The organism is Mesobacillus boroniphilus JCM 21738 (genome assembly GCF_000517385.1).
GTDB classification, from domain to species: domain Bacteria; phylum Bacillota; class Bacilli; order Bacillales; family Cytobacillaceae; genus Mesobacillus; species Mesobacillus boroniphilus.
In genome coordinates this window covers 43,014-64,115 of record NZ_BAUW01000013.1, presented here as the reverse complement: position 1 = coordinate 64,115, position 21,102 = coordinate 43,014, and the positions used below count along the sequence as shown (strand labels likewise).

The following is a 21,102-nucleotide window of genomic DNA, read 5'->3' as shown; positions in this document are numbered from 1 at the left end:
TTTCTGTTTGTATTATTTACGACTGGTTTGTTTGTAGTAGCTGCTGGTTGTGATGGTGTTTGTGCTGCAGGAGTTTCCTCTACTTCAGTTACACAATCAGGCAATACAATCGTATAATTCACTGTGACTGTACCGTCCTCATTTTCTGTGTTGGAGTTAACTTCGATGCTAGTGTTCTCGCAAGTCAGAGGTTCAAATATCGCTGTTTCATCAAGGCATGTAAAGCAGTTCTGCGTTACAGTAACCTCTTGATAGCAGCACTCATAAACCGGTCCGCCGCATTCGCCTTCCTTAGGCAGATTCAGTTGGACCTGAAAAGGTACAGTACGCGTCCATTGCAGTACATCGCAGCAGCAGATCAGCGTCTGACCGCAGACAAATACCTCAGCGACACCTTCGCAAGCAACGGGTGCACTAATTACTTCTTCACCGATACAGAAACCGCTCAACACATCATCCGTTGTCACATCCTCCGGCAACGTAAAGCATTCAGATGGGAAAGTGAACGTGCAGTTAAAAGTATTTACTGCGTCTGTGCAATCACAAGCGTTATCACATATAATGCAGTCAGGGACGCAAATAAGACCGCAAGCTTCGTTTGGACCAAACTTTAACGCAGCACAAGCTTCTGTGGCAATCGGAGGCTGGTTGAAAACGAAAGCGAATAATTGGGATGTTCCAGCTTCTAATTCGCCCAAATCATCAAATTTAAAGCCCACTACCTGTTCTCCTGGACTGCATGGTGAATCATCTGGACACGGATCAGGAGCAGTACCTGGGTTTTCAACAGCCTCATACAGGACTAGTTCTGGCGGCTCTTCTTCGCTCGGGAAAACAGGAGTGATAAAGGCATCGCCAATGAAATCGCGGCATGGCTCTTCGATTGCCAGTACCCAATCGCTCAATGCGTTGGGAGCATCGATGTTGTCAATTCGGTAAATCCAGCGATAGCCGCTCTCGAAACGTTCAACATCAACCAATGTCACAACGAAGCCATCGATGGTTACCGGCTCAAAGCAGCCTTCCGGAAATTGCTGCAATAAATTAAAATGTGGCATTAACATCTTCCTTTCATATTTTTTTGAGGTTTATATGCACCTCTCTATTACTCTATGAAAGGATGGGTATGCTTGTTTAGGTGAATGCTCCTAGTCGTATTCACTAATTTGAAAGTAATAGGAAAATTAGCAGGTGATTTTTGCACTAAATAAAAAAAACCCGCCGAGTTATATAAAAGCTCAGCGGGATTTTAATGACGCCCTCGGAGGGAATCGAACCCCCATTTCAAGAACCGGAATCTTACGTGCTATCCGTTGCACCACGAGGGCATGTTTCAAGTTGGCGTTACGCTTACCTATTATAGGGTAAGTTCGATTCCTTTGCAAGGAGGTTTTTTTGGAATGCCAGCCGTTGCTCTTGTTTAAAAAGGACATTCTTGGGTAAGATGGATACGGTACAGTAAATTGGAATATAGATTATTGTCGAACAGTTTCTGCAGGCTATACAAGCGATTCGTTTGACCTTTATTGACCATGCGTGTATCATAAAAATACATAGGTGTTCTGGCAAGCGAACCAATTTTTGCCAGCCTGCAATTTGCTTTATTAGAGCTAAGTAAATTGCCCTTTTAAAGGCAATGATTGCTTTTTCAAAGGCAGTAAAAAGAGATTTTTATGTTAAAGGAGGAAAACAAACATGAACTTGATTCCTACAGTTATTGAACAAACGAATCGGGGCGAAAGGGCATATGACATTTATTCCCGCCTTTTAAAGGATCGCATCATTATGCTGGGAAGCGCAATCGATGACAATGTTTCCAACTCAATCGTAGCCCAGCTGCTTTTCCTGGAAGCTGAAAATCCGGAAAAGGACATCTCCATCTACATCAATAGCCCAGGAGGCAGCATCACTGCCGGCATGGCAATCTACGATACTATGCAGTTCATCAAGCCAAACGTACAAACGATCTGTATCGGTATGGCTGCTTCAATGGGTGCATTCCTGCTCGCTTCTGGTGCCAAAGGCAAGCGTTACGCACTTCCGAACGCAGAAGTCATGATTCACCAGCCACTGGGTGGTGCTCAGGGACAGGCGACAGAAATTGAAATTGCTGCGAAGCGCATTCTCTTCCTTCGTGACAAACTGAATAACATTCTTGCTGACCGCACTGGCCAGCCGCTTGAAGTCATCGCGAGGGATACTGAGCGCGATAACTTTATGACAGCCGATCGCGCAAAGGAATATGGTATTGTAGACCAGATCATCACTCGCAACGTGATTGAAGAAAAGAAGGATAAATAAGATTAAGAAAAGCGCAAGCGCCTTGGTCAGCCCCGACAAGCGTTGGAGGTCCTGCCAATGAAGTCGTTCTTTGACTTCATTGGCAGGACCGAAAACGTCTCGAGAGGCTAGGCGCTGGAGCTAGACACTAATCTTAGTGGATAAATTTATGCTTTCTTATCCATGAACGAAAAACTCGCTTCTGTTTACCAGGAGCGAGTTTTTATTGGTTTATTAAGATCAATTTTCCTTCTGGATATATTCAGCAAGCTTTTCCACTGCTTCTTCTTCATCATTGCCTTCAGCGATCAAGTTCACGGATGTGCCAGCACTTACGGCAAGGCTCATCAATCCCATGATGCTTTTGGCATTTACCTTTTTTCCATCTTTCTCAAGAAAAATATCTGATGAGAACCTGTTTGCTTCCTGCACGAATAATGCCGCAGGACGTGCCTGTAAACCAGTTTTTAATTTTACTTCCACCTGTTTTTCCATCATTGTGTTTTCCTCCTCTAACCCTATTTATTTATAATTTGTCCGGCACGCAGTTTATCTGCTATTTCATCGATCTTTCGCAGCCGGTGATTGATTCCTGATTTGCTGATCGTACCCCCGCTTACCATCTCGCCCAGCTCTTTAAGGGTGACATCCTGGTAGTCGACACGGAGCTGAGCGATTTCCCTCAGTTTATCCGGTAAAATTTGCAGGCCGACCGTATCCCTAATGTAGCGGATATTTTCTACCTGTCTCAGTGCAGCGCCAATCGTTTTATTCAAGTTAGCTGTTTCACAATTCACAAGGCGGTTAACCGAGTTCCTCATGTCGCGGACAATCCGGATATCCTCGAATCGCAGCAGCGCATTATACGCACCAACGATAGTCAGAAACTCAGTGATTTTTTCAGCTTCCTTCAAATAGATGATGAAGCCTTTTTTCCGCTCAAGCGTTTTGCTGTTCAGCCCGAAGGTATTCATCAGCTCACATAATGAGTCATTATGCTCCTGGTACATGGAGGAAATCTCCAAATGATAGGAGGACGTTTCCGGATTGTTCACAGAGCCTCCTGCAAGAAAGGCACCTCTTAAATAAGAACGCTTACAACATTTCTTTTTCACCAGTTTGGGTGAAATTTCATGGATAATTTCAAAGCCTTCTCCAATAATCTTTAAATCCTCCAAAATATCCCTGGCTGATTCCTTAAGGCGGACAATATAAACATTATTCTTTTTCAGCCGCATCTTTTTACGCACCAGCAGCTCCACCTGTACCTGATAACTTTTTTTGATCAAGGTATAGATCCGCCTGGCAATCGCGGCATTTTCAGTCTGTATGTCTACGATGAGTTTTCGATTTGAGAAGGAAAGGGATCCATTCATCCGGATTAAAGCGGACAGTTCCGCGTCAGCGCAGCAGCCCTTCACGTCAATATTCGTGAGTTCCTTTTTAGTTTCCGAGGCGAACGACACCTTCTCACCCCCCTGTTTATATAGCTCTGTCACTTTTGGTGAATCAGCAAGCGCAGCAGCTGTCTTTATATTTTTTTTATCACGACTGATACATTCAAATCATCATTTCCAAAAGAGACAAACGCTTGCATCCTATATTTACGCGTTATATCTCTTTTTGGTTTCATCTATTATCATAGAATATAAAATTTCCGAAACTTTTTTTGTGTCATGCCTGATGACATTGCCATCGAGCTCAGCGATTTCATCCTGGACAACTTCAACTCCTAATGACATCAGCTTGTCAAGGTCGAAATGAACAGGCTGGGCAAGTTCTTCCTTATAGCGGAGCTCAACATCCGGAGGGATTGTTTCACTATTCACAAGGATCGTATCGATAAAGGCACAGTCCATGTGATCATAAATCGCTTTTATATGATCACTGGCTGTAAAATCATGAGTCTCCCCTGCCTGGGTCATCAGATTGCAAATATACACTTTCCTTGCCTTTGCTTTGCATACTTCATTGCCAAGTTTTTTTACGAGCAAATTCGGCAAGATGCTTGTATACAAACTGCCAGGCCCAATCACGATCAAGTCAGCCTCCCTGATCGCCTGGAGAGTTTCAGGCAATGGCTTTACGCCTTCTGGGTTCAAAAAGACCCTTTTGATCCTTTTTCCTGAGTAAGGAATTTTGGACTCTCCCCTGACAATGCTGTCATCCTCCATCACAGCATTCAGCATGACGCTTCTGTTCGCCGCCGGCAGTACTTTTCCGCGTACATTCAGGACCTTGCTCATCTCCTGGATCGCGTGGACAAAATTGCCGGTGATCGATGTCATCGCAGCCAGGATCAGATTGCCGAGCGAATGGCCAGACAATTCATTGGCTGTGTTGAACCGGTGCTGGAACATCTCTTCAATCAGCGGCTCCACATCTGATAGTGCAGCAAGGACATTCCGGATATCACCCGGTGGAGGAATATGCATATCCTCCCGGAGCCGGCCCGAGCTGCCGCCGTCATCGGCAACAGTGACTATCGCAGTGATGTCGACAGGCTGCTTTTTCAACCCCCGCAGCAGGACTGGGAGGCCCGTTCCCCCCCCGATGATAACGATTCTTGGCAATCCATCCACCATCATTTTATATGTCCCTGCCTTTTCTCGATATCACGGTGGGTCACCCGGGTATGATAGTCTTTTTCAAAAAACTTGGCGATATGTTCTGCAAGGGCAACAGATCGGTGCTGGCCGCCTGTGCAGCCGATGGCGATGATGAGCTGCGCCTTTCCTTCCCGCTTATAATGAGGAAGCATGAAACTCAGCAAATCTGTCACCTTTTCGAGGAACTTACTTGTCTCATTCCATTTTAAAACATATGTCGACACATCTTCATCAAGACCAGTTTTCGGACGCATATGTTCGATATAATGCGGATTCGGCAAGAAGCGGACGTCGAAAACAAGGTCTGCGTCGATTGGAAGTCCATGCTTGAAACCGAAGGACATGACATTGACGGTAAAAATCGTCTTCTTGTTCACCGAAAACTCCTCAAGGATTTTTTCGCGTAGATCCTTTGGCTTCATGCCCGTTGTTTTATATAGAAGCTGCGCCCTGCCCTTCAGCTCTTCCAAAAGCTCACGTTCAAGCTGGATGCCTTGAAGCGGCAGTCCGGACGGAGCTAGCGGGTGCGAGCGCCTCGTTTCTTTATAGCGGCGCACTAGAGTGGAATCATCCGCGTCGAGGAACAGTACCTCCGGTGTCACCCAAGAAGTTTCCGCCAGATCATCCAGCGCTTTAAATAAAGAGTCAAAAAATTCGCGTCCGCGCAAATCCATAACGAGTGCCACTTTGTTCATTTTCGTGCCAGATTCCTTCATTAACTCAAGGAATTTCGGCAGCAATGTCGGCGGCAGGTTGTCGACGCAGAAAAATCCAAGATCTTCGAAGCTCTGGATTGCGACAGTTTTACCTGCGCCAGACATACCTGTTATAATCACGAGCTGGGTATCAGTGCTTGAACCGGTACTCATTTCTCTTTCCCCCTGCAATTTAAGTTATTGATCAATTTGGATCGAGCCTGTAATGGATCAGCTCAAAATCCGGTGTATAAGTAAAGGTCCCATAGATAATTCCCTGCCCATGGACCATATATTCCAGAATGTGGTAATCTCCCGCTGCCATTGGCAGGTCTTTGATGTCGTCAAGCTCATGCCAGGAAATTGTGCCTTCTTCTGATTCATCGAGATTGATGCCATCTGCCTCTGTCGCGTAAAACGTGAACATCATCCACTCGGACACGACTTGATCGTCTTCCTTGATGACAAATGTGAAAATCCCTTTGATTTGAGGATTTCTCAGGTAAATTCCTGTTTCTTCGCGAAATTCCCTGACACATGAATCCTTCACGGTTTCTCCTGGTTCCATTTTTCCGCCAGGAGCCACCCACCATTTTCGGCGTGGCTTTTGCAGCAGCAAAATTTTATCATCTTTCACTAAAACACAATTTGTTACTCGCTGCATCAAATCCACCTCTTTATATGTAGGCCAACTAGGCTTTTAAAAATCTTCGTATGCTTTGCTTTTTCCCACAGAAATGGCTGCTGTTTTCGATTTGAAAAATGCGCATTCGCAAAAAAGCAGACCTGCATATTAGCTCAACTTTTATTCTTTCCATTATACTATTTTTAGTTTTTCGCCACAATGAATACAAAGATGATATTTTTGTTAAGAAGTTAGTGGAATCTGCAGATTTAAATTTCAGCTGAAGTATGGTGTTATAACCCGTTTCAATGGCCTGTTTCATTTTTATGAATAAGAAAAGCGCAAGCGCCTTGGTCAGCCCCGACAAGCGCTGGAGGGCCGACCAGTGAAGTCGTTCTTTGACTTCATTGGGCGGACCGAAATCGAAAAGTATAGCCGACTGCCAAGAAACGCAGAAACTGGAGACTCCGCCGTCAGAAGCGCTTTTTGCTTCTGACGGCGGAGTTGAAGTTTCGGAGTTTCTAGGAGGCGACACTAGACAAGCGACTCGAGGGGCTAAGCGCTGGAGCTGGATTAAGAAAACCTGGATAGTTATCCGCATTGAAAATATTTTATTATTTCCTATTAAAAAAAAAAGAGCACAGGATAACCTGTGCCGTCAAAGGATTATATTTTTAAAAGGGGGTCAATTTCTACTCCTATAATACCCCACGATTGTTTCACTACTGTTACAGGAGAATTAATATATAATTACGGTTTGTTAATTTATGCCGAGACATGCTGTTTTTACCATTAGATTGGAAAGTCTTAAAAACTTGCTGAATCTGTTTTTTACCATCAGATTTGAACAGCCCTGAAAACCCGCTGAATCAGATCCAGCGAGTTTGACTGTTGTATTATGCATTTGCTTTTATTTCTTCAATCAACTCTTCGACATAATGCTGAGCGTTTTGCGCCGCGATACTGCCGTCGCCAGTAGCTGTAACAATTTGGCGAAGTGTTTTTTCACGGATGTCGCCAGCTGCGAAGATGCCTGGGACTTTCGTTTCCATTTGTTCGTTTGTTTCGATATAGCTGTTGCTGTTCGTGATGCCAAGGCCTTCGAACGGCTTTGTCAATGGAACCATTCCGATGTAGATGAACACACCATCTGCTGCGAATTCTTTTTCCGCGCCATCTTGTGTGGAAACTAGCGTGACGCTGCCGACCTTGCCATCTTTGTCGTTGATTTGCTTGACAGTGTGATTCCAGATGAAATCAATTTTTTCATTGGCAAATGCACGATCCTGAAGGATTTTTTGAGCACGAAGCTCATCGCGACGGTGAACGATTGTCACTTTTGAAGCGAAGCGAGTCAAGTAAACGCCCTCTTCGACCGCAGAGTCTCCGCCGCCGACAACAACAAGTTCTTTGCCTTTGAAGAATGCGCCGTCACAAACCGCGCAGTAAGAAACACCGCGGCCGCCAAGCTCCTGCTCGCCAGGAACACCCAGCTTCTTGTATTCTGCACCAGCAGAGATGATGATGGAACGGGCTTTATATTCTTTGTTGCCAGCCTTAATGGTTTTATATTCTTTTCCATCGATGACTTCTTTTACATCACCGTAAGCATATTCTGCACCAAATTTTTTCGCGTGGTCGAACATTTTCGTTGAAAGCTCAGGTCCGAGAATATGGTCAAAACCAGGATAGTTTTCAACTTCTTCTGTATTTGCCATCTGTCCGCCCGGCACGCCGCGCTCAAGCATCAGTGTCGATAAATTCGCACGTGATGTATAAACAGCAGCCGTCATCCCAGCCGGTCCGGCACCGATGATAATGACGTCATAAATTTTCTCTTCTGACATGGTGTACAACTCCTTTTATCAAAATCCCCAATTATTTTCATCCAAGATAGTATTTCCTTCCTAAACATATCCTATAAAACCGGAAGCGCATAGTCCAAAAATATGCTTAATAAAGGTCACTGTTCACTAAATTGACAAAATAAAAAGAGGGTATACCTCGTCTGCTGATCACAGACTTAGTTTACCCTGTTAGATGCTGTCTTCTTCCTGAAGAAACTCGTTTGCCAAATTTATATATTTGGACAGCGTAGATACAGACAATCCGTATTTTTTCGCTACTGCTGCTTTTGATGTCTTGATATTCCTTAACTTATCCCAGAGATAGTCAACCGCTGCGGCCCATGCCTTTTTGTTTTTGAAGTCATGGCCAGCCTCAGCTGCCTGTTCATAAACTGAGAACCACATGATGTAGACACCAGCTTCATTTTTGCCGATCGCTGGTGGTGGTCATAAAGGAGCTTTGCTGTTTCATGCGCGCCCTTTACTTCCTCTTCCTTGTTGCTCAGTTTGCCGGAAGTTACATACGCAAGGTATGATTTTTCCATCTCCGTCATCTTATCTGTTGATGTCTCAGCTGCAAGAATTTCCTTCTTTTTCGCGGATACAGATGTTAGGAATAGCGCAAAAAGGCGTTCCTCTGGATAATCGCTGTTCAGCTGGTTCAGGATGGCCGAAACCTGCGCTTCGAATTTTACGTCCGGCTTATCTGCCCACGGTTCCATTCCCTCTTTTTCGGGACTGAATTCGAGTACCTTTTTCCAGGCATTCCTTGCTGTATTTTCCCTGCCGGTAAAATAAGAAGCATGAGACAGCAGTAATAGAAGGCACCGTTGCCTTCAAAGCCTGTTTTTTGCAGCTTTTTCAGCCAGCGGTAAGCCAGTTCGTATTCGCCGACAAGCGCAAATGTTGCACCAAGCTTGAACTGGTGCTCCACGTGGATCGGGTGGATTTTTTCAAGAGAGTCCTTAAGAATCTGGCCTTCCTTCTCCTGTCCCTGGTAATGTGCGAACACGAGACCATTGCACAATGCATGCAAATTGCCGGGATTCTGTTCTAGAACATCATTCAGGATGTCACGTGCCTTGATGGTTTCGCCAAGATAAAAATACGCGAGGGCCAGGTTATTGTAAGCTGACCAATATTCCGGATACTCCTCGATGACCTTCTGGAAAATCTCGATCGCCTTTGGAAACTCGCCTGATTCAAGGTGATTACGTGCTTCCTCCTGCTTGACGATCAGGTCATCCTCTTCATAGTAATCCTCATCCATTTCTTCTGCTTCCATCGTGAGCAGTTCAAGCAGATCGCTTGCATCCTCCGCAAACTCACCATCTTCATTCAATACCAAATAAATATTAGCATGCCTGAACGCATCCCGGAACAAGCCCAAATGAGCGTAGTTATTCGCTAAGAAATAGTGACATTCTGCCATGTTTTCATCAAGTTCTTCAAGGACCAAGTGCAAAAGACGGTTAGACTGCTGGTATTCACCCAGCTCCGACTGCACGATCGCCAGCTGGCAAACGATCATCGGCTCGCCAGGCTCAAGGTGCATCGCACGCTGGAAATACTTTTCAGCCTTTTTCAGGTCCCGCCTGTGGAAAGCCTTGACCCCTTTGGTGAAGTAATATTCACCAGTAGGAACAAATGACAGCAATTGACCTTTTTGCTTCATCGCTTTAGAGTCTTTTCCCATGTGATCCTCCATTTATATTTTTGTAAAACTATATCCTAGGAACCTTTGGTTTGTATAAGAATACACATACAGTGTTTTATCGAAGCAACTTTAACCAATGTATTATAACATACGGACAGAGTGTTCGAGAAGGTGTGGATTTGAAAATGTGTTGTGGGGATGTATCCAGTTGGTTAAAATATTCTGTTTTTTTAGCAGTTGGTCGAATTATTATGAAAAGTGGTCGAATAATCTTTAAATGTGGTCGAATAAATTTAATATCCGCCAGAATAATTCAAAAAGTGGTCGAATAAATTTAATTTTCGCCAATAAAATTAATTCACCATTAAAAAGAAGGTTTTGTCGATGATGAAATCGAATAATTACAGTAAAATTTATAGGAGTGATAGAACTTGATAGGCAAAAAAAGAGAATATCCTAAAGAAATCATGATTTTGGAAGCCATTGTAAGGCGTTTTTCCTCCAGAGGACTTCAAAAAAGCGGAATTCGAGAAGAAACTTTATCGAAAACGGGCAGGTTACAAAGGAGAAAAGACACTGGATTACTTTTTACAGCAAGTTGATCACTCTGAAATGGTAATTTTGTACGATTTAAGAATCCCGATCAACAGTACCCACTTCCAAATTGACACCCTCATCATTACCCCTTATTTTCTCCTCATCATTGATTCCAAAAATTACGCAGGCACACTTATTTTCCTTCCAGAATTCAATCAATTGATAAGAGTCCAAAACGATATAGAAGAAGTTTTTTCCGACCCGATTCTTCAGACAAAAATCCAGGCATCCCAGTTAAAAGCCTTTCTAAAAAAGCATTATATTACACCTCCACCGATTGAAAATCTTGTTGCAATTAGCAATTCACAGGCCATCATTAAAAATCCAACCAATGACAAGGAGGTTAGTTACAGAGTCTTCAGGTCTTCGAATGTTGCCTTCAAAATTCCGCCATTTTATAAAACATATACCCAACCGCTTCTCTCTAGAAATGACATGAAAAAAATAGCTAAATATTTAATAAAGGCGCATGAACCACTGGTTCCCAACCCAAAATCAATGAACCTCCCATTCGATAAAATGGTTAAGGGTGTGCAGTGCCCTGCCTGTGAGGCATTCGGCATGGACTACCACCAAGGAAAGTGGACTTGCAAGAGCTGCGGGCATAAATCTAAGGATTCCCATATTCAGGCATTAAGAGATTATTTCCTCATTTTCGGCCCTCCTATTACAAGCAAGCAATTTCGGGAATTCACGAAAATTGAATCCCATTCTAAAGCAAAGCGAATTTTATCATCAATGGATTTGTCGTATTCCGGTACCACCAAAGGGCGGACCTATTCTCCCGGAAAAGGGTTCTTTGACTAATATCTGGAAGCACTAAATGCTTTTAATGAGATCCGCCTTCTATAAAAAACAAAACCCAGCGCAATCTATTCTTCTGCGCTGGGCTTTTTCCTATTATTCAAAACTGCCAGTACATCTCTTAACGGCAGCTTCTGTTCCTGCAGCAAGACCATCAGGTGGTAGAGCAGGTCGGCGGCTTCCCACTTCAACTCCTCTGGGTCGCGATTTTTGGCGGCGATGATGACTTCCGATGCTTCTTCACCGACTTTTTTTAAAATTTTGTCGACGCCTTTTTCAAATAGGTAGGTGGTGTAGGCGCCTTCCGGCATTTCCTGTTCGCGCTGGCGGATTGTTTTTTCCAGCTCGATCATGACGGCAAAATCGCTTAGTGAAGCAAGCTGATCAGCGGAACGCTCCATCTGATTTTCTGAAGAACAGCTGTCATCCGAACGCTCCAGCAGGTTTTCCGAAAAACAGCTAATAGCGCCGGTATGGCATGCCGGTCCGGCTGGTTCGACGAGCACAACGAGTGCGTCTCCGTCACAATCGTATTTCATTTCAACGATTTTCTGTGTGTTGCCGCTCGTTGCGCCTTTATGCCAGAGCTCCTGGCGGGAACGGCTGTAAAACCAGGTTTCGCGTGTTTCGAGCGACTTGTCCAGGGATTCTTTATTCATGTAGGCAACTGTCAGCACCTCACGTGTCGCTGCATCCTGGACGACTGCGGGAATCAGACCATTGTCATCAAACTTCAATTCTTCTATTTTCATCTTACGGTCACTCCTTTTTCACGGAGATGGGATTTTACTTCTTTAACAGAGGTTTCGCGATAGTGGAAAATCGATGCAGCCAGTGCGGCATCTGCTTTTCCTTCTTTAAAAGCGTCAACAAAGTGGTCTGCGTTTCCAGCGCCGCCTGAGGCAATGACCGGAACTGTGACTGCTTCACTTACTGCACGGGTCAAAGCTAGGTCGAAGCCTTTCTTTTCGCCATCGCTGTCCATGCTTGTCAGCAGAATTTCCCCGGCTCCAAGGCGGACAGCTTCTTTTGCCCATTGTATCACTTCCCAATCGGTCGGTGTCCGTCCGCCATGGGTGTAAACTCGCCATGATTCTAGTTCCGGGTCGTATTTTGCATCGATGGCGACGACAATGCACTGAGCTCCAAAGAAATCGGACCCTTGTGAGATCAATGTCGGATTGTTGACAGCTGCGGTGTTCAAGGAGACTTTATCAGCACCTGAACGGAGCATCCTCTTCATATCCTCAAGCGTATTGATGCCACCACCGACTGTGAAAGGGATGGCCAGTTCTGACGCTACTTCCCTGACTGCCTCGACCATTGTCTTCCTTCCTTCAACTGATGCAGAAATATCAAGGAAAACGAGCTCATCGGCTCCTTGCTCATCGTAAAAACGTGCAAGCTCGACGGGATCGCCGGCATCGCGGAGCTGCACAAATTGCACTCCTTTTACGACGCGTCCTTCTTTTACATCCAGACAGGGAATGATCCGTTTGCTTAGCATTAGGCGTTCCCCGCTTCCAAAGCAGTTTTTACCGAAAATCGTCCTTCATAAATAGCTTTGCCGACAATAGCACCGCTGACACCATCATCATTTAACTTTCGAAGAGCAGCTAAATCATCAAGTGAGCTGACTCCTCCAGAAGCGATGACGCTTTTGCCCGTTTCCAATGCAAGCTGGCGGGTTGCCTCCACGTTCGGTCCTGCCAGCGTGCCGTCTGTTGCGATATCGGTAAAAATGAATGTTTCCGCCCCGGCATCAGCGAATCTTTTGCCAAGCTTGACAGCACTCACTTCGGAGGTGTTCAGCCAGCCATGTGTCGCGACAAATCCGTTTTTCGCGTCAAGGCCGATGGCTATTTTCGAACCGTATTTCCTGACCATTTCCTCAGCGAACTCCGGATTGGAGACGGCAATGCTGCCGATGATGACACGGGTAACTCCGTTTTCAAGATAGTAAGTGATATCTGATTCGCTGCGGATGCCGCCGCCAATCTGGATGTTCACGCCAAGGTCCTTTGCTGCCTGGATGACAAATTGATCGTTGACCCGCATGCCGTCCCTGGCGCCATCGAGGTCGACCATATGAATCCAGTCTGCACCTTCGTCAGCGAATTTCTTCGCCATTTCTAAAGGAGAATCTCCATATACAGTTTCTTTGTCATAATCGCCTTGCAGCAGCCTTACGCATTTTCCGCCTCGCATGTCGATTGCCGGATAGATAGTGAATTTCATTGGTCTGTCTTCCTTTCTGTTGCAAGGTTCACAAAATTGCGGAGCAGTGCCATTCCCATATCGCTGCTTTTTTCCGGGTGGAATTGCATTCCGTAAATATTGTTTCGGCCGACGATGGCCGGAACTTCTACATCATAATAATCGCCGACTGCCACCAGGACATCAGGCTCGTTCGTTTTTACATAATAAGAATGGACAAAATACACATAATTTTCTTCAAGTGAAGTGAGTATAGGAGACTCTCCGGTAAAACGAAGCTTGTTCCATCCCATATGCGGAACTTTATAGTGTTCCCCTTCTGCCGTCTCGCCGCTAAAACGTTCCACTTTTCCAGGAAGCAGGTTCAAACCCTTCGTCAGCCCATTTTCCGTGCTTTCCTCGAACAAAAGCTGCATGCCGAGGCAGATTCCGAGCACTGGCTTGCCGGTAGCGGCAAAAGCAAGGATCATTTCCGTCAAACCAGTGTGGTCCAATACGACCATCGCATCACGGAATGAACCGACGCCAGGGACGAGCAGTGCATCTGCTTCCATCAAATTGCCCTTATGTTGTGAGATAAAATATGGCGCTTTCAGCCGTTCGAGCGCCTTGCTGACGCTGAACAGATTGCCCATTCCGTAATCGACGATGCCTATCATGAGTTAACTTCCTTCCTTTTCCAGAGTTCGGGTTTTCTTTTGGTAGAACGTCGTTTACAACACGTACTCCGTTTTACCGCCCCCATACAACATCCTTACCCTAGTCCCTTACAACATCCCTTTCGTTGAAGGAACGTCTTTTACCCGCGTCGATGGTCGTTGCTTCATCAAGCGCTCGGCCAAGAGCTTTGAATACCGCTTCAATCATATGGTGAGTATTTTTTCCGTAGTGGACGATGACATGCAGGTTCATTCTTGCTTCAAGCGCCAGCTTCCACAGGAATTCGTGGACTAGCTCGACATCGAAAGTGCCAACCTGCTGGGCAGGGAATTCCGCGCGCATTTCAAGGTGCGGCCGGTTGCTAAGATCGATGACAACCTGCGCCAGGGCTTCATCCATTGGGACAAAAGCGTTTCCGTAGCGCTTGATTCCTTTTTTATCGCCAAGTGCATCGCGAAGCGCCTGTCCGATACAGATGCCGATATCTTCGGTTGTATGGTGGCCATCCACCTCAACATCGCCCTTCGCATCGACTTTCAAATCAAACTGGCCGTGCTTCGCGAATAAATCGAGCATATGGGAAAGAAAAGGCACTCCCGTTTCAAGTGTCGTTTTTCCTTCACCATCGATGCTGAAATCCAAATCTATTTTTGTTTCATTCGTATATCTTTTTACCGTTGCGGTACGCTCCATGAGCTTTCCCTCCATCCACTTTCATCACGATTTAAGTCTTGCTTCTACGGCCCGGGCGTGGGCTTCCAACCCTTCAAGCCTTGCAAACTCGGCGATTTTTGCACCGTTGTTATTCATCGCTTTCTCGCTGTATAGGATGATGCTGGATTTCTTTTGGAAATCTTCGACGCTCAACGGGCTTGAAAAACGCGCTGTCCCGTTCGTTGGCAGTACATGGTTCGGTCCGGCGAAGTAGTCACCTACCGGCTCTGAACTGTATCTTCCCAGGAAAATCGCGCCGGCGTGCTTTATTTTACCGAGCAGTTCCATTGGGTTCTCTGTAACGATTTCAAGATGCTCTGGTGCAAGCTGGTTGATCGCCGCAACAGCTTCTTCCATATCAGATGCCACATAAATTGCCCCGAAGTTTTCGATTGCCTGTGTGGCGATTTCTTTTCTCGGCAATAGCGCAAGCTGCTTATATACTTCATTTTGAACATCTTCTGCAAGAGTACGGGATGTTGTCACTAAAACCGCACATGCCCTCGGGTCATGCTCTGCCTGGGAAAGCAGATCGGCCGCGATTTCATTGGCACGCGCCGTATCATCCGCCAAAATCCCAATTTCACTCGGGCCGGCGATCATATCAATCGCGACGTCTCCGAAAACTTCGCGCTTGGCGAGGGCGACATAAATGTTTCCAGGACCGGTGATTTTATCGACCGGCTTGATTGTTTCCGTTCCGTATGCTAGCGCGGCAATCGCCTGGGCTCCGCCAACCTTATAGATTTCTTTTACTCCGGCTATATCAGCGGCAACGAGCACTCCTGCCGGAAGCTTCCCGTCACGTCCAGGCGGCGAGACCATCACGATCCGCTCAACACCAGCGGTTCTTGCCGGGATGACATTCATTAGAACCGAGGAAGGATAAGCAGCTGTCCCGCCTGGCACATAGACACCGACAGAATCGAGCGGTGTCACCTTTTGGCCCAGCATCGTGCCATTTTCCTCCGTCGTCATCCATGAGGGCCGCTGCTGTTTTTCATGGTAGTTACGTATATTGTCAGCTGCCTCGGTAATGATGTCCACGAGCTGACTGCTGACATTTTTATAGGCTCCTGTAATTTCATTCTCTGTCACCAGAAATTCATCTAGCACAACAGAATCAAATTTTTCGGTAAAAGCCTGAGTGCCTGGTCACCGGAAGCGCGGACTTCGGCAATAATTGCCTGTACGGCTTTCCGCTGCTCTTCGGTGCCGCCATCAACGGTCCGTTTTAATGACAAGCTTCCATCTATCTGTAAAATATCCATCGGGAATCATATCCTTTCAGATTTACAAACTATATCACTTCGTTTAGCTTTTTTACCAGCTCGCTGATCTGCTCATCCTTGATCCGGTAGCTGACTGGATTGACAATCAGCCTCGATGTCACGTTTGTAATCGTTTCGTACTCCACGAGACCATTTTCCTTCAATGTCCTTCCAGTTGAAACTATGTCAACAATCCTGTCGGCGAGCCCGATTAATGGCGCAAGCTCGATTGATCCGTTCAATTTAATGATTTCTACCTGCTCGCCCTGTTCCCGGAAATAGGCAGCAGCGATATTCGGGTACTTCGTCGCGATTTTCGGGGCGACATCATTCATTTTCGTATCCAGAAGTCCGGCGACGGCAAGATAGCAGCCGCTGATTTTTAAGTCGAGCAGTTCATACACATCGCGTTCTTCCTCAAGCAGTACGTCCTTTCCGGCAATCCCGAGATCCGCCACACCATGTTCAACATATGTAGCCACATCCATCGGTTTCGCTAAAATGAAGCGGAAATTTTCCTCTTCAACGTCGATAATCAACTTACGGGAATCATCAAATTCAGGAGGCAAATCAAAGCCAGCGCTGCGCAATAGTTCAACTGCTTCGGTAAAAATCCTGCCCTTTGGCATCGCGATGGTCAGCTGTTCGTTCATTGCACTCCCTCCTTCCCAACAAGGTAAACGACATTAGCAAACGTATCGGAGCAAGCATCAAGATTGCGCACTGCGCTGATGTCCTGGAGGATGACCCGTTCCCCGTCTTCCCTGCGCTGTGCTGCAAGTTGGCAAGCTTCTTTTCTCCGTTCAGGCTGAAAAGAATGCAGGTTACCGGCTCCGGTTCACCAAGGTTGCCGAGGCTTTCAAGCAGGCGGTCGAGCCTGATTGCGAATCCTGTGGCTCCAGTTGATTTCCCGAATTTCTCGAGCAGCTTGTCATAACGGCCGCCATTGCCGATCGGGAAGCCAACCATCCCTGCGTAAACCTCAAATAAAATGCCTGTATAATAGCTCATGTGGCTGACAATTGTTAGGTCAAATTTGATCCGGCCGCTTTCACCGAAGTCTTTGATGATATCACAAAGCAGTTTCAATTCATTAAGTGCCGCCCTGCCTTTCCCATTCTCGACCAGTTCGGATGCCTTATCGATCACTTCCGGGCCGCCGCGCAGTTCAAGGAAAGCCAGTAGCCTTTGTGAATCGATTGATGACAGCGGCAGTGCTTTGACATGCTCACGATATCCGACATAATTTTTCTCATATAAAAATTTCGTCAGTTCCCTCGCCCGTTCCTCTGTGCCAAGAATCTGTACGAACAATTCATTGACGAAGCCAACATGCCCTACAGATAGCTGAAACTGTTCCAATCCAGCTTTTTTCAGCGAGGAAATCGCCAGCGAGATCATTTCTCCATCAGCGCTGACAGAGTCGTCGCCAATACATTCAACACCTATTTGCTCAAATTCCGCCGGCCTGCCGCCTTCGCGCTGCTGGGCACGGTAGACATTTGCAGAATAGGCCAATCTTAATGGCACCTGGTCTTTGAATAATTTCGAAGCTGCAACCCTTGCAATCGGCGCTGTCATATCCGGACGCAGTACAAGCGTATGCCCCTGCTGGTCCAACAGCTTGAACAGCTGCTGGTCCAGGATTGCTGATGCTGTCCCGACTGTTTCGTAATATTCTAGCGCAGGCGTTTCGATAAATTGAAAACCCCATTGCTTCATTTCTTTTTCAATTGAGCTGCGGACTTTTTCCTTCGCTTCATATAATTCTGGAAGTGTATCCCGCATGCCAAGCGGCTTCTCAAACATGAATAATCTGCTCATTGTTTTCACCCTCTTCGTTGCTGGTGTTTATACCTTAATTTTCTAAATCCTTTAGTTCGCTAATATGGTAACAAGGTGAAGATATAAGTAGTTTATCGTGCATTTTATTATTCGTCAACCATAAGCTGTTCATGTTTGCTTTTTAAAATAGAGCTGATAGAATGGTGGCAATCAGAAATGCGGAAACGCTGACATGAGTTGGTGGTAAGTATTTTTTACTATGTAAGGAGGCTAGGTGAAATGAAAATCCTATGGGATCTGGACGGAACAATCCTTGATACCTGGCCGACATTGGTGGAGGCATTCACAGTTGTTGCGAAAAAAGACCTGCCGTACAAAGAAGTCCTTCCTCATTTGAAGTATGGTACAGCATATGAATTTTACGGTGTCGATAAAAATAAGGTAAAAGAATTCCGGGAGATTGAACGCACCTTGCCAAATGATCGGAAACCGCTTTTCCCGTATGTGAAAGATGTCTTATCTGCCTCGGACGCAAATGTACTCGTGACCCATCGCAATCGGCGCTCAACTGAAGAGCTGCTGGAACACTGGAATCTCAGCCAATTTTTCGAGGAAGTGATTTGCCCTGCAGATGATGGCTATTCACTAAAGCCGGATATCCATGCATATAAGTACCTGCATGACAGATATCGTTTGGACCTGGCTGTCGGCGACCAAAGCACAGACCTGATTCCCGCCAGGAAGATTGGTATTAAAACCTGCTCCTTCCGTGAAGCAAATCAGTATGCGGACAAGACAATTTACTGTTATTCAGAATTTCCATATAAGTAGAAGCGAAATGGCCTATCACATCCATTTCGTTTTTGTTTTTTTAAAAGAGAAATGGGTAAAAATTCTGCAAGAAAAGAAGGTTGGTTTTTGATGGAGAATAATTAATAACGGCAACACTCAATATTGTGCTGCCGGCCGGCTGTTTTATAGGAAAAGTTAATTATACTCACTAATTCCAGTGGAAAATCGCCTAAATGAGATGGCCGATTTTCATTTATTGGCGAAAAACAAAATATATCGACCACTTTTTGAATTATATTGGCGGATTTTTGATTTTATCGACCACATTTAGAATTATTTCGACCACTTTTCGCATTATTTCGACCACATCCGAATTTTTCCAAATAAAAAAAGCGAAGCGGAGCAGTGTCCGTTTCGCTTTTTGTAGTTAGTTAGTGCTGGTCCCATAGATTTCATCATCAGCCCAACGTTCAGCAAGCTCTTCCTTTGTGTAAATCACACGCATAGGATTGCCGCCGACAAAGGCTCCGGCCGGGACGTCTTTGTGGACGAATGTTCCGGCGGAGACGATGGCGCCGTCACCGATCCTGATGCCTGGCATGATTGTGGAGTTAGCTCCAATCATGACTTCGCTGCCAATCTCTACTTCGCCTAGGCGGTATTCCTTGATCAAGTATTCATGTGCCAGGATTGTCGTGTTGTAGCCAATGACCGTATTGCGGCCAACCGAGATTTTTTCCGGGAACATGACGTCGAGCATGACCATCAGCGCGAAGGATGTCTGGTCGCCGACGTTCATCCGCAAGAATTTGCGGTACAGCCAGTTTTTCATGCCGAGAAATGGCGTGTAGCGCGCCACCTGGATGACGACGAAATTTTTGACGACCTTCAAAAACGGGACGGTTTTATAAACATGCCAGAGGCTGTTTGCTCCTTCTACTCGATAACGAGTCGTCCTTCTCATGTTATACTCCCAAAATTGGCAGGATGTCAGCCATGTTCTCTAACATGTAATCCGGGTTATACTGCTCAAGATGCTCTCTTCCCTTTATTGACCAGGCAACTCCGGCTGTTCTAGTGCCAGCGTTTTTACCGCCGAGGATGTCGTGGTGGTTATCGCCGACCATGATCGCACGATCCGGTGAGGATCCAAGCATGTCCAACGCTTTTAAAAGCGGCTCAGGATCCGGCTTCGCTTTTTCAACGTGGTCGAGCGCGACGACAACCTCGAAAAACTCATCCAATCCTGTCAGCTTCAAGCCCATCTGGACTACATCCGAACGCTTCGTGGTAACGATTCCCAAATGGAAACCGCTCTCCTTCAGCGTTCTGACCGTTTCATACACTCCCTCGAAACCTTTAACCAAGAGGTCGTGATTAGCCAGGTTGTAAGTGCGGTAAGTGGTGATCATTTCTTCGTAGCCTTCAGGATTCATTGGCTGGAACGTATCCTGAAGTGACGGCCCCAAAAATGGCAAGACATCCTCCCGTTTATACTGGCCGGGATAATAGGTCTCCATTGTATGGAGAAAGGATGAAATAATTAGTTCGTTTGTATCAATCAGAGTCCCGTCCAGATCGAACAGGACCGTATCTATTTTATTGCTCATATACTGCTTCCTTTCTTTTTGCGATGTCCGCGCGGTTCCAGATGAATGCGACTGCTATCGTCAATAATATCGCCACACCAAGGCGGATCAATAACAGCGGCAGGACCGGAATGCCAAGCGGAATGAAAATCAATGTATCTTCAATGACTGCGTGGCAGGCAACAAGGAAAATGAATGCAAGAGTGACATCCTTTTTGCTTACTCCATCCTCCTTGACTGCCTGGATCATCACGCCTGCGCCGTACGCAAGCCCGATCAGCAGGCCGGCTGCCATTGTCGTCGAGGTGTTCTCCTTCATTCCAAGCGCTCTTGTTGCCGGCGCCATCCATCTTGAAAAAACGGCAAGCCATTGCTTATCCTTCATGATTTGCACGACTACCATCAGCGGGATGACAATGATCGCAAGCTGGAATATGCCGATTCCCGCCTTCGTGATGCCTTCAAGCAGAATCGCTCCCCACCCGGAAACTTCTTCGCTTTTAGGAGGGACCATGCCATAATGGGCTATTTCAGAGCCACCGTTCCAAACAAGATTGATGACCACTGCAGATATGAACGCAAGCCCGAGGCGGACAAGGACGATGATCCACAGCTTGACGCCAACCTTGAGAGCTACACTCGATTCAACAAGCATATTATGTGAAAAGCTCAGCATCACCGCTATGATAAAGATTTCTTTTACCGTCAAATCAAGGGTCAGGATTGCTCCAATGGCCGCGTAAAGATTTAGGAAATTCCCGATGACAAGCGGAATCGCCGCATCTCCTGACAAACCGAGCATTGACATCAGCGGCGTGATCAATTCGATTATCCACGGCAGGATTGGTGTATATTGAAGGATCGACACAATCAGGGTGACAGGGAAAATGACTTTCCCGAGCGCCCAAGTCGTATTCAAGCCAACCATCAACCCTCTTTTCAATGTAGAACCCATCGAAG

The 21,102-nt window shown here is 46.0% G+C and carries 21 protein-coding genes, 1 tRNA gene and 3 pseudogenes; 4 read left to right on the top strand and 21 right to left on the bottom strand.

Features of this window, described 5'->3' with window-relative positions; genetic code table 11:
- Together JCM21738_RS06430 and JCM21738_RS06425 are read right to left on the bottom strand one after the other, a co-directional pair.
- Positions 1–1,058, bottom strand: a 1,058-nt coding sequence (locus JCM21738_RS06430; RefSeq protein WP_031307723.1) for a hypothetical protein, incomplete at its 3' end; no start/stop codon positions are given.
- A 198-nt stretch (positions 1,059–1,256) separates the two neighbouring features.
- Positions 1,257–1,328, bottom strand: a tRNA-Arg gene (locus JCM21738_RS06425).
- 367 nt (positions 1,329–1,695) lie between these two features.
- Between JCM21738_RS06425 and clpP the strand changes: the two genes are divergently transcribed.
- Complete coding sequence (clpP, locus tag JCM21738_RS06420; RefSeq protein WP_023613933.1) at positions 1,696–2,301, top strand: ATP-dependent Clp endopeptidase proteolytic subunit ClpP; 606 nt, start codon at positions 1,696–1,698, stop codon at positions 2,299–2,301.
- A 219-nt stretch (positions 2,302–2,520) separates the two neighbouring features.
- Here clpP and JCM21738_RS06415 read toward each other — a convergent pair whose 3' ends face one another.
- The 8 genes from JCM21738_RS06415 to JCM21738_RS06380 form a co-directional block, all read right to left on the bottom strand.
- On the bottom strand, positions 2,521–2,778 hold the full coding sequence (locus JCM21738_RS06415; protein WP_023613932.1) for an HPr family phosphocarrier protein: 258 nt from the start codon (positions 2,776–2,778) through the stop codon (positions 2,521–2,523).
- Between the two features lie 20 nt (positions 2,779–2,798).
- Positions 2,799–3,746 carry a DNA-binding protein WhiA gene (whiA, locus tag JCM21738_RS06410; protein WP_023613931.1) on the bottom strand — a complete coding sequence of 316 codons (948 nt, stop codon included), beginning with the start codon at positions 3,744–3,746 and terminating at the stop codon, positions 2,799–2,801.
- Positions 3,747–3,884: 138 nt separating this feature from the next.
- Positions 3,885–4,868, bottom strand: a complete 984-nt coding sequence (gene mgfK, locus JCM21738_RS06405) for a gluconeogenesis morphogenetic factor MgfK (RefSeq protein ID WP_023613930.1) — start codon at positions 4,866–4,868, stop codon at positions 3,885–3,887.
- Complete coding sequence (gene rapZ / locus JCM21738_RS06400; RefSeq protein ID WP_023613929.1) at positions 4,865–5,758, bottom strand: RNase adapter RapZ; 894 nt, start codon at positions 5,756–5,758, stop codon at positions 4,865–4,867. The genes mgfK and rapZ overlap by 4 nt, the downstream gene beginning before the upstream one ends.
- Positions 5,759–5,789: 31 nt before the next feature.
- Positions 5,790–6,248, bottom strand: a complete 459-nt coding sequence (locus JCM21738_RS06395; RefSeq protein WP_023613928.1) for an NUDIX hydrolase — start codon at positions 6,246–6,248, stop codon at positions 5,790–5,792.
- 857 nt (positions 6,249–7,105) lie between these two features.
- Entirely contained in the window at positions 7,106–8,056 is a 951-nt protein-coding gene (gene trxB / locus JCM21738_RS06385) for a thioredoxin-disulfide reductase (protein ID WP_023613926.1), read from the bottom strand.
- 305 nt (positions 8,057–8,361) lie between these two features.
- The gene (locus tag JCM21738_RS27150) at positions 8,362–8,778 is read right to left on the bottom strand and encodes a hypothetical protein (protein ID WP_369385662.1); all 417 of its coding nucleotides are present in this window, start codon (positions 8,776–8,778) and stop codon (positions 8,362–8,364) included.
- Positions 8,748–9,752: a tetratricopeptide repeat protein gene (locus tag JCM21738_RS06380; RefSeq protein WP_369385661.1), complete on the bottom strand. Its 1,005-nt coding sequence runs from the start codon at positions 9,750–9,752 to the stop codon at positions 8,748–8,750. Before JCM21738_RS06380 ends, JCM21738_RS27150 begins: the two co-directional genes overlap by 31 nt.
- A gap of 392 nt (positions 9,753–10,144) precedes the next feature.
- Here JCM21738_RS06380 and JCM21738_RS24250 point away from each other — a divergent pair, with 392 nt between their 5' ends.
- Both JCM21738_RS24250 and JCM21738_RS06375 read left to right on the top strand, forming a co-directional pair.
- Positions 10,145–10,315: a hypothetical protein gene (locus JCM21738_RS24250; protein ID WP_156315504.1), complete on the top strand. Its 171-nt coding sequence runs from the start codon at positions 10,145–10,147 to the stop codon at positions 10,313–10,315.
- Positions 10,316–10,325: 10 nt separating this feature from the next.
- On the top strand, positions 10,326–11,117 hold the full coding sequence (locus JCM21738_RS06375; RefSeq protein WP_035209088.1) for a nuclease-related domain-containing protein: 792 nt from the start codon (positions 10,326–10,328) through the stop codon (positions 11,115–11,117).
- Positions 11,118–11,182: 65 nt separating this feature from the next.
- On the opposite strand, the gene hisIE is transcribed toward JCM21738_RS06375, so the two are convergent.
- The 8 genes and pseudogenes from hisIE to JCM21738_RS06335 all read right to left on the bottom strand — a co-directional run bounded on the left by hisIE (position 11,183) and on the right by JCM21738_RS06335 (position 17,800).
- On the bottom strand, positions 11,183–11,866 hold the full coding sequence (gene hisIE / locus JCM21738_RS06370; protein WP_023613923.1) for a bifunctional phosphoribosyl-AMP cyclohydrolase/phosphoribosyl-ATP diphosphatase HisIE: 684 nt from the start codon (positions 11,864–11,866) through the stop codon (positions 11,183–11,185).
- Positions 11,863–12,621, bottom strand: a complete 759-nt coding sequence (hisF, locus tag JCM21738_RS06365; RefSeq protein ID WP_023613922.1) for an imidazole glycerol phosphate synthase subunit HisF — start codon at positions 12,619–12,621, stop codon at positions 11,863–11,865. The genes hisIE and hisF overlap by 4 nt, the downstream gene beginning before the upstream one ends.
- On the bottom strand, positions 12,621–13,352 hold the full coding sequence (hisA, locus tag JCM21738_RS06360) for a 1-(5-phosphoribosyl)-5-[(5-phosphoribosylamino)methylideneamino]imidazole-4-carboxamide isomerase (protein WP_023613921.1): 732 nt from the start codon (positions 13,350–13,352) through the stop codon (positions 12,621–12,623). The genes hisF and hisA overlap by 1 nt, the downstream gene beginning before the upstream one ends.
- Positions 13,349–13,990, bottom strand: coding sequence for an imidazole glycerol phosphate synthase subunit HisH (hisH, locus tag JCM21738_RS06355; protein ID WP_023613920.1), 642 nt, complete (start codon positions 13,988–13,990; stop codon positions 13,349–13,351). The genes hisA and hisH overlap by 4 nt, the downstream gene beginning before the upstream one ends.
- A gap of 108 nt (positions 13,991–14,098) precedes the next feature.
- Positions 14,099–14,684 (bottom strand): annotated as a pseudogene (hisB, locus tag JCM21738_RS06350) (imidazoleglycerol-phosphate dehydratase HisB).
- A 24-nt stretch (positions 14,685–14,708) separates the two neighbouring features.
- A pseudogene (gene hisD, locus JCM21738_RS06345) lies at positions 14,709–15,976 on the bottom strand (histidinol dehydrogenase).
- Positions 15,977–16,005: 29 nt separating this feature from the next.
- The gene (gene hisG, locus JCM21738_RS06340) at positions 16,006–16,629 is read right to left on the bottom strand and encodes an ATP phosphoribosyltransferase (RefSeq protein ID WP_023613917.1); all 624 of its coding nucleotides are present in this window, start codon (positions 16,627–16,629) and stop codon (positions 16,006–16,008) included.
- Positions 16,626–17,800: pseudogene (locus JCM21738_RS06335) on the bottom strand (ATP phosphoribosyltransferase regulatory subunit). Before JCM21738_RS06335 ends, hisG begins: the two are co-directional and overlap by 4 nt.
- 240 nt (positions 17,801–18,040) lie before the next feature.
- Here JCM21738_RS06335 and JCM21738_RS06330 point away from each other — a divergent pair.
- Positions 18,041–18,592, top strand: coding sequence for an HAD hydrolase-like protein (locus JCM21738_RS06330; RefSeq protein WP_023613915.1), 552 nt, complete (start codon positions 18,041–18,043; stop codon positions 18,590–18,592).
- Positions 18,593–18,980: 388 nt separating this feature from the next.
- On the opposite strand, the gene JCM21738_RS06325 is transcribed toward JCM21738_RS06330, so the two are convergent.
- Genes JCM21738_RS06325 through JCM21738_RS06315 form a run of 3 tightly spaced genes read right to left on the bottom strand, consistent with a single transcriptional unit; the run spans position 18,981 to position 21,097 of the window.
- The gene (locus tag JCM21738_RS06325) at positions 18,981–19,517 is read right to left on the bottom strand and encodes an acyltransferase (RefSeq protein ID WP_023613914.1); all 537 of its coding nucleotides are present in this window, start codon (positions 19,515–19,517) and stop codon (positions 18,981–18,983) included.
- Between the two features lies 1 nt (position 19,518).
- Positions 19,519–20,163 carry a pyrophosphatase PpaX gene (gene ppaX, locus JCM21738_RS06320; protein ID WP_023613913.1) on the bottom strand — a complete coding sequence of 215 codons (645 nt, stop codon included), beginning with the start codon at positions 20,161–20,163 and terminating at the stop codon, positions 19,519–19,521.
- Entirely contained in the window at positions 20,153–21,097 is a 945-nt protein-coding gene (locus tag JCM21738_RS06315) for a nucleoside recognition domain-containing protein (protein WP_023613912.1), read from the bottom strand. The genes ppaX and JCM21738_RS06315 overlap by 11 nt, the downstream gene beginning before the upstream one ends.
- Positions 21,098–21,102 lie beyond the last annotated feature (5 nt).